12 protein-coding genes are annotated in these 13,741 nt (G+C 42.5%); 2 read left to right on the top strand and 10 right to left on the bottom strand.

Annotated features, from left to right (window positions below):
- From BG260_RS12780 to BG260_RS12750, 7 genes are all read right to left on the bottom strand, one after another.
- Positions 1 to 299 (bottom strand): hypothetical protein (locus tag BG260_RS12780; protein ID WP_141691609.1); only part of this gene is annotated, 299 nt, incomplete at its 3' end.
- A gap of 169 nt (positions 300 to 468) precedes the next feature.
- Entirely contained in the window at positions 469 to 1,011 is a 543-nt protein-coding gene (locus BG260_RS12775; RefSeq protein ID WP_069133316.1) for a hypothetical protein, read from the bottom strand.
- Positions 1,012 to 1,013: 2 nt separating this feature from the next.
- On the bottom strand, positions 1,014 to 1,631 hold the full coding sequence (locus BG260_RS12770) for a hypothetical protein (RefSeq protein ID WP_083750314.1): 618 nt from the start codon (positions 1,629 to 1,631) through the stop codon (positions 1,014 to 1,016).
- A gap of 5 nt (positions 1,632 to 1,636) precedes the next feature.
- A complete protein-coding gene (locus BG260_RS12765) occupies positions 1,637 to 2,134 on the bottom strand; it encodes a hypothetical protein (protein WP_069133312.1) in 498 nt (165 codons plus the stop codon).
- Positions 2,135 to 2,222: 88 nt separating this feature from the next.
- Complete coding sequence (locus BG260_RS12760) at positions 2,223 to 3,563, bottom strand: AMP-binding protein (protein ID WP_141691608.1); 1,341 nt, start codon at positions 3,561 to 3,563, stop codon at positions 2,223 to 2,225.
- Positions 3,564 to 3,704: 141 nt separating this feature from the next.
- Entirely contained in the window at positions 3,705 to 4,787 is a 1,083-nt protein-coding gene (locus BG260_RS12755; RefSeq protein ID WP_069133310.1) for an enolase C-terminal domain-like protein, read from the bottom strand.
- Between the two features lie 4 nt (positions 4,788 to 4,791).
- Positions 4,792 to 5,676, bottom strand: a complete 885-nt coding sequence (locus BG260_RS12750) for a 1,4-dihydroxy-2-naphthoate polyprenyltransferase (RefSeq protein ID WP_069133308.1) — start codon at positions 5,674 to 5,676, stop codon at positions 4,792 to 4,794.
- Positions 5,677 to 5,971: 295 nt separating this feature from the next.
- Here BG260_RS12750 and BG260_RS12745 point away from each other — a divergent pair, with 295 nt between their 5' ends.
- Entirely contained in the window at positions 5,972 to 8,149 is a 2,178-nt protein-coding gene (locus BG260_RS12745) for a glutamine synthetase III family protein (RefSeq protein ID WP_069133306.1), read from the top strand.
- A gap of 139 nt (positions 8,150 to 8,288) precedes the next feature.
- A complete protein-coding gene (locus BG260_RS12740) occupies positions 8,289 to 9,419 on the top strand; it encodes a tRNA-queuosine alpha-mannosyltransferase domain-containing protein (RefSeq protein ID WP_069133304.1) in 1,131 nt (376 codons plus the stop codon).
- A gap of 123 nt (positions 9,420 to 9,542) precedes the next feature.
- Here BG260_RS12740 and dnaB read toward each other — a convergent pair whose 3' ends face one another.
- The 3 genes from dnaB to BG260_RS12725 form a co-directional block, all read right to left on the bottom strand.
- On the bottom strand, positions 9,543 to 11,078 hold the full coding sequence (gene dnaB, locus BG260_RS12735; RefSeq protein ID WP_083750312.1) for a replicative DNA helicase: 1,536 nt from the start codon (positions 11,076 to 11,078) through the stop codon (positions 9,543 to 9,545).
- Between the two features lie 147 nt (positions 11,079 to 11,225).
- Positions 11,226 to 11,984 (bottom strand): uracil-DNA glycosylase, encoded by a 759-nt coding sequence (locus BG260_RS12730; RefSeq protein ID WP_069133302.1) that lies wholly within the window; start codon positions 11,982 to 11,984, stop codon positions 11,226 to 11,228.
- A gap of 143 nt (positions 11,985 to 12,127) precedes the next feature.
- On the bottom strand, positions 12,128 to 13,735 hold the full coding sequence (locus BG260_RS12725) for a M20/M25/M40 family metallo-hydrolase (protein WP_069133300.1): 1,608 nt from the start codon (positions 13,733 to 13,735) through the stop codon (positions 12,128 to 12,130).
- Positions 13,736 to 13,741: the final 6 nt, after the last annotated feature.

Genomic DNA, 13,741 nt, shown 5'->3' with positions numbered 1-13,741 from the left:
GTTGTTGCCAAATAAATATTTTCAGCACCATCGGATAAAGTAATTTGATCTGGGTATTGAATAAAGATGTCCTCGCCAAGAGATCCGGTTATTAACATAACACCTGAATCTACAGTATTAAAATCGATTGTTGGGTTGGTACCTGTTTCGACAATTCCAAAATTTAAAGGTGATTCTTCTGAAACCTCAGCTGCTTGAAACACATCTGCAGTGGCATTTAATGCAGCAGTAGACTGCCCAAAAGCAGTTCCGAGTCCCAGTACAAAGAGAGCAATAATAAGTGAGCTTAATTTTTTCATCGTCTTATATTTATTTTTTGTTGGAGTAATAAAAATGGTGTTCCTTTTTTGTTTCTACGTCCAAGATAAGAGGTTGCACTCCACACGCCAAGTTAGAGAGCTTTAATTAAAGGGCTTTAACCCTCTACTTAACAGCGTTAGAACGGCCTAATTGTGACTTTTATCGGAACTATTCATAAATAACGGTCAACACAACTTCACCGGTGTAGAGTCCATCCCTGATCGTGCCGATATCAACATCACCAAAAATATAGATATAGAGTGAACTCCATTCAGAACCAGGGTTTGTCCTTGAGGTTTCCAGGACGATACTCTCCCCAAGACTGTTTAATGGTGTGCTTAAATCAAACTCTTCCATTCCAAAATTTGTGTAGGAAGCACTGAGACTTATCGGAATTGAATCTAAAACATCCGGATCTTCGTGCTGCAGTTCTTCATCAGCATCTAACTGTATAATCAGTTGCTGTGTGCGAAGGGCACGAACTCTGAAAATGCCCATATCGGGTGATCCGGGCATCACGGATTGTGTTCCAATTCCTCCAATTACCTGGCCAAAATCGAGGTCTCTCTCTACCGTTGTTTCTACTTGTGGCTCTACATCTAACTGAACATTGAGAGATTGTGCAACTGAAGTACCGGTTATAATCAATACTAAAAAACCAATGGCAATGAGGTGGGTTGAGATAGACCGAATATGTTTATTCTTTACCATCTCTATCGATATTCTACGGTCACGTTAATGGTTCCCCGGTACTGGCCGGCAACAACGTTACCTACATCAATCTGTCCGTAGAAATAAAGGTAAGCTGTTTCATTTACCAAAGATTGGTCAAAATCACCCGTTGGCGGGGAAGGTGGTGGTCCCGGTGGTTGTTGTCTTCTTGAGAGAATGGGAAAACGGGTTGTGCCACTATTCAGCGATGGGTTGTTGGCAATTGCTATCGGTTTTGATGAAGTAACATTATTTTCACCGTCATTGGCATATGCTGCCTGTAATGTAAAAGGGATAGAACGCTGAGGATCTGAATCGTAACTGGGATCACCGTCGAGGTAGAGCTTTCCGTCTGCTGTGATTTCAACATCCACATCAAGATACTTCACTCCGATAATTGACAATACTTTGGAGTCGATCAGTTCAACATCATAAATACCACTGTTGCTGTTAATAGGGCCTTCAAAGATCAGGTCTTCCAAGCCAATATCTTCCAATTCAATCGTATACTCACCATATTGTCCAAATCGAATATCCTGACTAACCGCACTTTCTGCTGATATCCCAATCAGAAAAGTGAGGGTCAATAGTTCAATGATATGTTGTGAAAAATTTTTCAACAGTCTCAGATATATTCAATTTCAATAGTAAACTCACCTTGGTAACTGCCTGGATTAATATCACTCAAATCTACCGATCCGCCAATCCAAAAATAGTATTCGCCATCATCATTAAATTGAAGATCCCGAATATCCTGATCAAGAAGCTCTGAAGTTTCCTGGTCATCAATTCGATTTCCGGCAACTTCGTAGTTAAAGAAGATGATACCGTCTCCATCCAGATTCACCAGCTCCCGTTCACGTATGTAATCTACTCGAAACTCTGCGTTAGGTGTACCGCGAGCGATCATCTTACCGGCTCTCTCACCAAATATCGGGTCAACTCTCACCACTGAACCTTCCCGCTCAATATTTTCAAAATCAACGGTATTGATGGTGATCATTTCCACGGTGCCGGCTACTGTGGCTGATACATTAATAGAAACATTCTGCTGATTTTGAGCTGCTCCGATGAGCGGGAGCAAAGAGATAATAAACAGTCCTAAAGCTTTTTTATAAATCATGATGAAAATTTTCTTCCTTAAAGATCCCAACTATAAGGTGCTTTACCGAGTTAGTCTTTTTTAATTAAGGCATTTTAAAAACTGTGTTTTAGACCTTATATAAGCGTATTAGTTCCTTTCTTTTAATTTTGCCAAGAGATGTAACCGGGATCTTTTTCAGTTTGATAAATTCTTTAGGGACTTGAAACGCAAGTAACTTTTTCTTCAGGAAGTTCCTGAGTTCATGGATGTCAACATTGTCCTTCTCTTCATAAAATGCTACAACGCGTTGTCCCCATTTTATATCGTGTACTCCAACAACAGCAGAACGAGCAATTCCCGGATAGGTATCCATTATTTGTTCTACATCCGGGGGATTTACATTTTCCCCGCCGGTGATGATCAGATCTGTACGTCGTGTTTCAACAAAAAGCTGTTTTCTATGGTTCAGATATCCATAGTCTCCGGTCTTAAACCAGCCGTTATTGTCAAATACCATTTCATTTAATTCTTCATCAAGATAACCGTCAAAAATTTGTGGTCCCTTCAGCCATATTTGTCCCGACTCCCTTGTGTGCTGAATATTTCCATCTTCATCTCTGATCTCAATTGAGTTTGGCTGAAATAAAGTCCCCACACTATTTTTTGGAAAATACATGCCTCGCGGTTGCAGTATTGGATTAGCAGCAATTTGGGCAAAAGTTTCTGTCATGCCGTAGCTGGTGACAATGGGAATTCCTCGGGTTGATGCCCATTCAATGAGTTCTTGTGAAATTGGTCCGCCACCCAATAAAATAGCCTTGAAATTTGAGTGGGTTTGAAAGCCGGTATCGTCCATCATATTGATCAGCATGGTTGGAACCATCGAGGCCACTTCAAAGTCTCGGTGATCAGACAGAAGACGGCTCACTTTATCAGCCTCAAAAGAGTCTATTCTGTAGATTGCCGAACCGTAAAGCAAAGACCGCAAAATGATGGAGATTCCTCCTACATGATTCAAGGGCAAGCATAGCAGCCAGTATTTATTGACGCCCGGTTGAAAGTTGTCTGCGGAAGCACGTGAGGCAAAAAGAACCTGTCGTCGTTTGATGGGTACTATTTTGGGAACTCCCGTTGATCCGGATGTCAGAAATAAGCCTGCTGTATCATCCGGTTCATACAGGCTGAATGAATTTTCGATGTATTCCGATTTCAGGCACAATTGTTGATTTGTAATGCTAATTTTGTCTGCTTCAAATATTGCATCAAAATTAGTGTCGCTATCTGAAAAAACTGCAGCCGGATTGAGCTGCTTTTTTAACGAATTAGCGTCATTTTCAGAAAACTCTTCATGAACCGAAATGAACGGGATTTTCAGTAAAAAACATGCTGCAATTAAAAAAAGAACTCGATCATCTGATTTGTGACATATAAAAAGAGGGGTGGTTTCAGAAATCTTGATTCCACTCATTTCTGCAGACAACCACTTTGCAAAACCAAACAAATTGTAAAAGTAATATTCACCATCTTCAGAGGATAAAAAACGATGTTTACTTTCAGGAATCGTAAAAGTTGGAATTGTATGTGAACTTTTTTCTGACAATGTAAACGACTAATCTATTTGTTGAAGGAATTCATTATTTATTTCTGAAAATGTAAATTCGATAAATCCGGAATCCGGAACTTTTAGTGCCGGCTTTTCATCTTTGTTGACGTATAAGTCATGCATTAAATGTGAACCTGTATTCAACCCGTGAGCTAAAGAGGGATCTCCGATAAGAGATGCAACGGTTAATGTCATTGCTCGCCCTATGGCAGATTCAAGCATGGTTGTTACGACAACCCTATTAAAATGAGTTCTGTGGGACCTAATTGTTTCAAATAGATCAGACAAACATCCAATACGCATAGGTTTGATGACAAAATACTCATTTTTAAAACGTCCCAATTTTCTAGCTAAATCATCCGGGCCTTCAATGGATTCATCAAAAGCAATCGGAACAGAGGATGTTTGGATGATCTTTTTTGAGCTTGATTTACCTGAAGTGGAGAATGGTTCTTCAATATACTCAATAGGAAAAGAAGAGAGTTGTTCCGCAAATTGCAGAAAAGAATGTTCAGTCCAGGATCGGTTTGCATCAATCCTGATTGTAAATTTTCTATCAAACTGATCTGTGATTACCTCTAAAAGCTCAATAGATTTTCTTGGATTTTGATCGGCTTTGATCTTAAATGTTCGAAAACCCTTTTTAAAACTACGTTTAAATTGAGAAACGGAGTCTTCAGTTGAACCAATTGCAATAACATCGTTTGCAATCACTTCTTTTTGAATATCACTTTCGAAGATTTCTCCAATACTTATCTGTTTTCTTTTTGAGATCAGGTGTAATCCCATATATGAGATCGCAAATGCTACAGAAGGATAGGGTATGTCTTTTTTGATGAAATTGTTAAGCTCTGTAACTGTAAACTCACTGACAAAGAATTCTTTAAGTTTACTCTTTAATTCTTTGAGCAGTTCAATTACATCCAAAAGCGATTCAGTTGAGAACCCCGGTAGCGGGGCAGCTTCTGAAATTATTTCCGATGAGCCATCAGAGAAGTAAATTAAGACACCCACTCTGTGTGTAAAATTGGCGGAACCGGTTTGAAAAGGTTTTTTAAACGGCAGACGATATGAGTAGAGCTCTAACATCAGATTATAGTATTATCCCCGCAGAAAACAGAAAGCCAAAGAAAACCATTAATTTGGCGGTTTTCTCCAATGTTTCGTTTAAAACTCGTTTGTCTTCATGTGCCCATATAACATTGTTTAGTTTCCAGGCATACGGCAGTGTGAGAAATGGCAGGATAATAAATATTGAGCTATCAAATGCGTAATAGAGATAAAGCGGAGTCAGGTAGGCAAGGCCAATCATAGCGAGATATTCAATCTTAAGTGCTTTCTCTCCAAATAGAACACCGAGAGTTTTTTTACCGGAAACTTTATCCTGCTCTACATCTCTCAGGTTATTTACCACCAAAATATTTACGCAAAGTGCACCCACTGGCACGGATGCCCAGAAAGCCGTTTCCATCCACTCCAGGGTATTGATATATGTGGTACCCATTACAGCCACGAAACCAAAAAACATAAAGACAAAGAGATCACCAAGGCCGTTGTAGCCGAGTGGAAAAGGCCCGCCCGTATACATGATGCCGAACAGCAGGGAGAGCAGGCCGATCCAAAGGATTATCCATCCTCCAACCCAAACAAGGTAGAGTCCGGCAAGGAACGCGATGAACATGGTGATGATGGTTGCCCGGAGCATGGTTTGCGGAGAGATTAACCCCGATGCCGTGGCTCGTTCAAAACCGATTCGTTCCTCCGTATCGGAGCCTTTCACAAAATCGAAATAGTCGTTTGCAAAGTTTGTACCAATCTGGATGGCAAAAGCGCAGAACATGGCAACCAGCGTTGCATCCCACTGAAGGGAGTCCTGTTTATATGCAATGGATGCTCCAATTAAAACGGGTACAAATGCTGCGGCAAGTGTTTGAGGGCGCGCAGCGGATAGCCATACTTTAAAGTTTGATGAGCTCAAGCGATTTGAATGATTAAGTGTTTAACGAAAGGTTTATGCAATAGAGAAAATTACGACGTGAAAGATAGTGAATCGCAGTGCGGCTTAAAAAATTCAGGCAGTTTACTCTCAGGATAAATAAATTTTGTATAAGGGGAAGCTGAAAGCGCTTTTAATTAAATAAAAAATATAAAAACAGTTTTTTAATTTAATAAATAATGATTTTGAATTTAAATAAGAAAAAATTTTAAAAGAAGTGAAACACTGATATATTTCCGCTGTTCAAAAACCCGAACCAAAATTTCACCACAAAAAAATGACACAGACACTTCGTCGTTACGACACCCTTGCTGCAGCCCGAAACTGGTCACCACAGGCCAATGGAGAGTTCAAGCAGATGCACATCAAAGAAGTTTTTGGCGAATATACTCTCACACTCGAAGACCTCAGAGAGCGACTGCCAAAAATTGTATGGACTGACTTGAAAAAAACAATTGAGGAAGGACAGCAATTGGATCTTTCAGTTGCTGATGCCGCTGCGTTAGCTATGAAAGAGTGGGCAACTGAAATGGGAGCTACACATTTTACTCACTGGTTTCAGCCTCTTACAGGTGCAACTGCTGAGAAACATGATAGCTTTATTACCCCGAATCAGGGCGGGGGAGCTGTGTCTGAGTTTTCCGGTAAGGATCTGATTCAGGGAGAACCGGATGCATCCAGCTTTCCGAGCGGCGGTTTACGGGCTACCTTTGAGGCGAGAGGGTACACCGCCTGGGATCCCACATCCCCGGTCTTTTTAATTGAAAATCAGAATGGTAAGTATCTCTGTATTCCAACGGCGTTTGCATCGTGGACGGGAGAGGCACTGGATCATAAAACCCCGCTTCTCAGGTCAGTTGAAACACTTGATAAGCAGACCAAACGAGCGCTGGGACTTTTTGGCGTAGAGACAAAGCGTGCAACATCCACAGTTGGCTGTGAACAAGAGTATTTTTTGATCGATCAGGAGTTTTTCTATCGCCGGCCGGATTTGATGACTTCAGGGCGTACTTTGGTCGGAGCTAAGCCACCGCGGGGACAAGAGTTAGATGACCACTATTTTGGATCTATTCCGGATCGTGTTCTTTCGTTTATGCTTGAAGCTGAACGTGAACTCTACAGATTGGGAATTCCTGTTAAAACACGTCATAATGAAGTAGCTCCCGGTCAGTTTGAAGTAGCTCCGATTTTTGAGAACTGCAACATCGCGGCAGATCATCAGCAATTGATGATGATTATTCTTAAAAAGATTGCAAAAAAATACGGTTTTGAATGCCTGCTGCACGAGAAACCGTTTGATGGTCTCAATGGTAGCGGTAAGCATCTGAATTGGTCTTTAAGTACGACAGAAGGGATGAATCTGCTTGAGCCGGGTGAGAGTCCGCACGAAAATATGCAGTTTTTGTTCTTCTTTTCGGCTGTGTTAAGTGCCGTATATAAACATCAGGATCTGCTAAGAATAGCTATTGCCAGCGCAAGTAACGATCATCGCCTTGGTGCAAATGAGGCTCCGCCTGCAATTATTTCAGCTTATATCGGGGATCAGCTCGAAGACATTATCAAGCAGCTTTTAAACGGCGGTTTGAAAAAATCGATGAAATCAGGGTTAATGGGCCTTGGAACTCCGGTTCTGCCTACCATTCCTAAGCACGCAGGCGATCGTAATCGTACTTCTCCTTTTGCGTTTACAGGTAATAAATTTGAATTCCGGGCTGTGGGTTCAAGTCAATCCGTTTCATTTCCAATTGTTGTTTTAAACACAATAGTTGCTGAAGCGATTGACAACATGTGTGATAATCTGGAAGCGAAAATGGAGAAAAAAGACCTGGAATCTTCATTGAAAGAAGTGCTTGTTGAAACGATGAGTGAAGCACGTGACATTATTTTCAATGGTGACGGATATTCAGAAAATTGGCAAAAAGAAGCGGAAAAACGCGGTCTGTTGAATTTGAAGTCAACAGCTGATGCTCTTCCGCATCTAACCGACAAGAAGAATATTGATCTTTTTGAGAAGTATGATGTGATGAGTGCACGCGAGGTTCATTCACGACTCGAAATCTGGTCAGAGCAGTATGTGACCAATCTCAATATTGAAGTGGATACGACAGAAGCCATTGCACGAACGATGGTTTATCCGGCAGCTATTCGATATATCAATGAACTGACATCTGCTGTGAAGGAAACGGCGGATTTAGGATTGGATAATTTCGGTTCTAAAGAGATGTTGGAAACCGTAAACGGTGCACTGAATGATCTTGGAAAGGCGATGATTGAACTCAAGAAAGTTCAGGATGGACTAGAAAGTGAGAACTTAACCGAGCTTTGCAAAGAGTATCGGGAAAAGATCATTCCAGCCATGAGCAAGATTCGGGATTCCGTAGACTTCCTCGAAAGGTATACGGCAGACGACTATTGGCCACTGCCAATTTATCGTGAAATGCTGTTTGTGAAATAAGTAAATTCATAATCCTGTCCGGTGCCAGAATAGACCGGACAGGATTACTTTCCCTTCCTTCTCTATATTTCCCTCATTTTCTTTATATATTCTCAACTTCATTACACGAAACAGATCAGAAAGTTAAGAGGTTGAGTCATTGAATATATTAGCTATTGAACCATTTTTCAGCGGATCTCATAAGGCTTTTCTTGAGGGGCTACAAAGACATTCACGTCATAATATTATCCCCATTAAACTCAATTATAAAGGGTGGAAATGGCGAATGCACGGCGACTCTGTGAAATTGGCCGAAATGGCGAGCCACATCGAAGAAGATATTGACCTTCTATTGGTTAGCAGTATGACCAATCTGCCGGCTTTTTTAGCACTGACAAATCCACGATTCGCTCATGTGCCAAAAATTATGGTGATGCATGAGAATCAGCTTACACAGCCAATGCCGGAAGGTGAGGAACGTGATCTTACCTACTGCCATATAAACTATCTCAGCATGCTTTCGGCGGATAAGTTACTTTTTTCTTCCAACTTCCATATGAATGATTTGCTGGAAGCATTACCTGAATTTTTAAACAACTTTCCGGACGATAAAACCTATAACACAATTCAGAAGATAAAAGATAAAAGCATGGTGATGTATCCCGGGCTGGATCTTAAGTTTTTTGATCAGCACCCGGATACTAGAGATCAAAACGAACGCCCGGTCATTGTCTGGAATCAAAGATGGCAGTTTGATCGGAATCCGGCCATGTTCTTTAAAGTATTGAATCGGCTGAATGATATAGATCTTGAGTTCGATCTGATTCTCGCTGGAGATACCAAACATAGAAAACCGGAAGAGTTTGAACGGGCGTGGAAAAGATTTGGCGATCAAATTACCCACTTTGGTTATGTAGATGACCCGGTTCGTTACAGTCAGCTTCTTCACTCAGGAGATATTGTAGTCTCAACTGCAACATATGAATTTTTCTGTGTGGCAATCATGGAAGCTATTTACTGTGGTTGTCATCCGCTTGTACCGAATCAGCTTCACTATCCCGAACTGATACCTGAAAGTTTGCATAAACCGCTGTTACACTCCTCAGTGCTTTATGGGTCGGAAGATGAGCTTTTTAAGTATCTGAAAGATCTTTTAACCGGTGAGACTCAGCCATTGCCAAAATCATCTCTTCAAAATATCAATAATCATCTGGACTGGAGCCGGATGATTGGAAAGTACGATGCGCTATTCAATGAGCTTGAGAAAGAGGAGAGTATTGCATCTTTTTAAACGACTTATCTAGTTGACTTCTGCAACAGTACTCATATGAATTGTTTACAATCGTGTGTCGATTACGCTTACGTAAGAAAAAGAGTATAAGATTTTAAACTTGACGGATGACTACCTTTTGCTCTAAAATGGAGCCTGATCGTCACCGCCGGGAGTAAATGGAGGAGGTGGAGCACCGCCGCCACTATCTCCACTTGAATCGGGAGGAGGGAGCTGTCCTGAATTATCTTCTTCACCAAAAGGGCTATTTTCAACCCGCGTGAGTTTCTCAAAGCGTGCATACTCTTTCACAAAGTACATTCGGGTTGAACCTACCGGACCATTACGCTGTTTTCCAATAATCAATTCAGCCAATCCATTCGTGGATTCGCCTTCGGCAGTTGTGGTAATACCGTAATACTCCGGACGATAGAGGAAGCAAACCACATCGGCATCCTGCTCAATAGAACCGGATTCACGAAGGTCACTCAATTGAGGTCGCTTATCCCCGCCACGCTGTTCAACCTGACGACTCAGCTGAGACAATGCGATAACAGGTACATCTAACTCCTTAGCCAACGCTTTTAATCCCCGGGAGATGGTTGCAATTTCCTGTTCACGGTTTCCGATATCCTTTGAACTTGCAGTCATGAGCTGAAGGTAATCCACAACAATCAGCCCAATGTCGTGCTCACTTTTCAGTCGGCGGCACTTAGTACGCATCTCCATCACACTCAGACTGGGAGTGTCATCAATAAAAATGTTGGCTGTAAATAACCGGCTCGCTGCATCAATAAGTCGCTTAAAATCTTCATCTTTCAGCCGACCTGTCCGGGCTGCCTGTGCATCGATTCTGGCTTCCATTGTAAGAAACCGCTGTACTAGCTGTTGAGCAGACATCTCAAGACTAAAAAGAGCAACATTGGCTTGCAGGTTTTCGTCTGCGTGAAGTGCTGCATTGCGGGCACAAGTCAGTGTGAAAGCAGTTTTACCCATCGATGGCCGGGCAGCTATAATGACGAGGTCCCCATTTTGCCAACCGGATGTATAGTTGTCTACATCCAAACCTGTGGGAACGCCGGTGACCCCGGCAGGTTTACCCCTCAGATCTTCGAGGTGAGCAAGAGTATCTTTCAGTACATCTCCGATCTTCGTAGCATTAGCCCGGCTTTTTGTATTTGCTATATCAAAAATACTTTGCTCGGCATGGTCAAGCACGTCAAAAGCATCCGTTGTAGAATCGTAAGCTGCTTTAATAATTTCATTACAGTTTAAAATCAGATTTCGCTTAACTGCTTTTTCAGCGATTATCTGAGCGTGATAGTCGACACTGGCTGCAGAACTAACAGAACGGGTTAAATCTGCTAGATATCCTGTACCGCCAACCGTATCTAAAAGTCCTTTGTCGCGCAGTTCATTTTCTACTGTAATCAGATCCAGAGGATTATCTCTTTCATAGAGATCAAACAGGGTTTCGAAAATGTGTTTGTGAGCCGGTTTGTAAAAATCTTCTGAACTTAGGAGCTGAAGTGCAATTGTTGCAGCTTCATGTTCAATTAGCATAGCGCCCAAAACAGCTTCCTCTATTTCTACTGCCTGTGGCGGTACACGTCCGCCGTCGTGTGGAGCAGGGGAGTTATCTCTGTTTTTTTGATAATTCGAGCCGTTTTGACTGGGCATAGAGTGCTAAACCAAAGATTATTAAATATTAAATAGCTACCGGTTGACGAATCTATTACGCACTTTCCGGGCCTTGTAAACTACAAAAAAGTGGGCCAATAATTCAGATTAAAAATTGCTGAATTATTGGTTTTGTAAAGTCTTCCGTTAGGGTTTACCGTTCAGTTTATCATAACGTTTACGAACCTCTTGTACATCTTCCCAGGTTGGTCGTTTCCACTGCTGATTTCGTAAAAGTGCTGCCGGATGATAGGTGACATAGAGTTCACGATCGCCAAACTTATGAAACTTACCTCTCATATTGCCAAGAGTGTTAGAGCTGTTTAGCATAGTTTGTCCGGAAACCTTTCCCAGACACAGTATGATTTTCGGATCAATCAGCTCAATCTGCTTTTTTAAAAAGGGGAGGCTTCGGTTAACCTCTTCCGGTTCAGGGTTTCGATTGTTAGGGGGGCGATGTTTCAGAATATTTGCGATGTAAACATCTTTTCGGTCAAAATTGATTGCCGCCAGAATTTTGTTCAGAAGCTGGCCTGCGGCACCCACAAACGGTTCACCCTGTTTATCTTCCTGTTCACCGGGCGCTTCACCAATCAGCATCAGATCAGCATTCGGGTTGCCTACTCCAAAGACGAGATTTGTGCCAGCGAGATCAGTTTTTAACTCCTCAGCCTCAGAACTTAAATTTTTCAGTTCTTCCAGCGATTTACATCGATCAATCTTCTCCAAAATAGTTAACGGTTTTAGGTCATTTTCATCCGTTGAGTTCTGCCCCTTTGATGAAGGTTGATCGGTTTCCAAATCCGGAGTACGATTCTCCGATACTGAAAATGCGCCATACACTTCTCTTTCCTGTTTCAAGAAATCAATGATGTCATCTACGGAGAGTTTGTCTTTGTTACTCATATCAAAAATGAAATCGATTAAGAACGGCTGTTGAGTTCAGCTTTGAAGATGCGAAAGAGTTGGGAGAGGGGCAAAGTTTACATCATAAAAAAAGTCTCCCGCGAGTGATCACGGAAGACTTCTTTATGTGTGAAAAAATAGATCTATTTGCGAGGGAGTTTTTCATCCAGCATCGCTGTGTGATAAACAAATGTTGCCACAATAACGGCAGTTCGCTGAAGATCCTGTTCAACCAGACGCTCGTAGTAGTCCATGTTGGAGTGATGTGTCATTGTAAAGTACTCGATTGGATCCTGAATAAACTGGAAACCGGGCAACCCAACACGATCAAATGCGATGTGATCTGTTGAGCCGGTATTGTTGTACGTTACCGTATTAGCATCCCACTCTTCAAATGGCTTGAGCCATGTTCTGAAAAGATACCTTACGTCTTCATTCTGTTGAAGATAGATTCCGCGAATCTGGCCGGTTCCGTTATCGATATTGTAGTAGGCGGAAAAATTGTCGTAATCATCTTTCTTTTCCATTTCTCCGGACTGATTCCAGCTGCCGCCTGCTTCGGCAAAATGATCGGCTACATACTCTCGTGAACCGTGCAGTCCCTGTTCTTCACCGTCCCAAAGTGCGATGCGAATAGTTCTGCGTGGCTGAACACCAATCTCTTTTAAAATTCGAACAGCTTCCATCATCACAGCCGATCCGGAGGCATTGTCTGCTGCTCCGGTTGATGCATGCCAGGAGTCGAGGTGAGCACCGAGAATGACAACTTCATCCTTCAGCTCGGGATCCGTTCCCGGTATTTCTGCAATGGTGTTATATCCGTAGAGATCATCGTCGTAGAAGGAGACCTGCATATCGAGTTCAATTTGCACCGGTACATCTTTCTCCAGCATACGGTAGATGCGTCCGTAATGCTCACGCATCAAAGAAATTTGGGGAACAACATCTGTTACGTCAGCATCCCAAACTCTCGGGCGTTCTCCCCAAGGGGTTCCGGGTTCAGCCGGTACAGATGCGGCACTTACTGCAATCTGCCCGTACCAGCCACGGTAACCGTAGTCGAGAATGGCAAGAGGTTTCTCTTCCCACAATAATTTCATGATTTCGTATTGCAGCTCCGCACGGGCAGCAGCCTCAGGATTTGGCTGTCGCTGATTCTGCTCGCGGGTTCTTACCTCCGGCGCGGCATTGGCCAGATCCAGCAGCCGTTCGTCTGAAACACGTGACGCGATCGGATCCCAGCTCGGTTCAGATTCCTGCGGCTCATCCAGCATCACAAACTTATTGCTTAATGTACCCCGGTATTGCTCCAGGTCTTCAACACTATCAACATTTAGGAATACCACATCTCCTTCAACCGGTCCGTTGTGTCCGGGTGACCATGCTTTGGGGTAGGCTGTTACGGGGAAGTAACTGTACGGTGAATTTGCATGCATTGCAAAACGATTGAGCTCCCAACCCTTACCGAATGGTCCCCATCGGTGCAGGTATGAATTTTCCAGTCCCATCTCCTCGAGAGCTCGCTTGGTGTACTCATTCGCATTCCTCATTTGAGGAGAGTTGGTCAATCGCGGCCCATACACATCGGTCAGCCAGCTTGCAATCTCCATAACCTGAGATCGCTCTATTCCCTCTTCCATGATCTTGTCTACAATCTCCAGGTCAACGGTTGGGTTGTGGATAGACTGTGACTGACTGAGTTGAGGAATCGTAAAAATAAAAAGTAATGATAGTAGCAGATATTTCTTCATAGGTGC

Origin of the sequence: Rhodohalobacter halophilus (assembly GCF_001715195.1) — a bacterium.
Taxonomy (GTDB): Bacteria; Bacteroidota; Rhodothermia; order Balneolales; family Balneolaceae; genus Rhodohalobacter; species Rhodohalobacter halophilus.
Note: the sequence above shows the minus strand (reverse complement) of the source record. Positions and strands in the feature narration are given on the sequence as shown.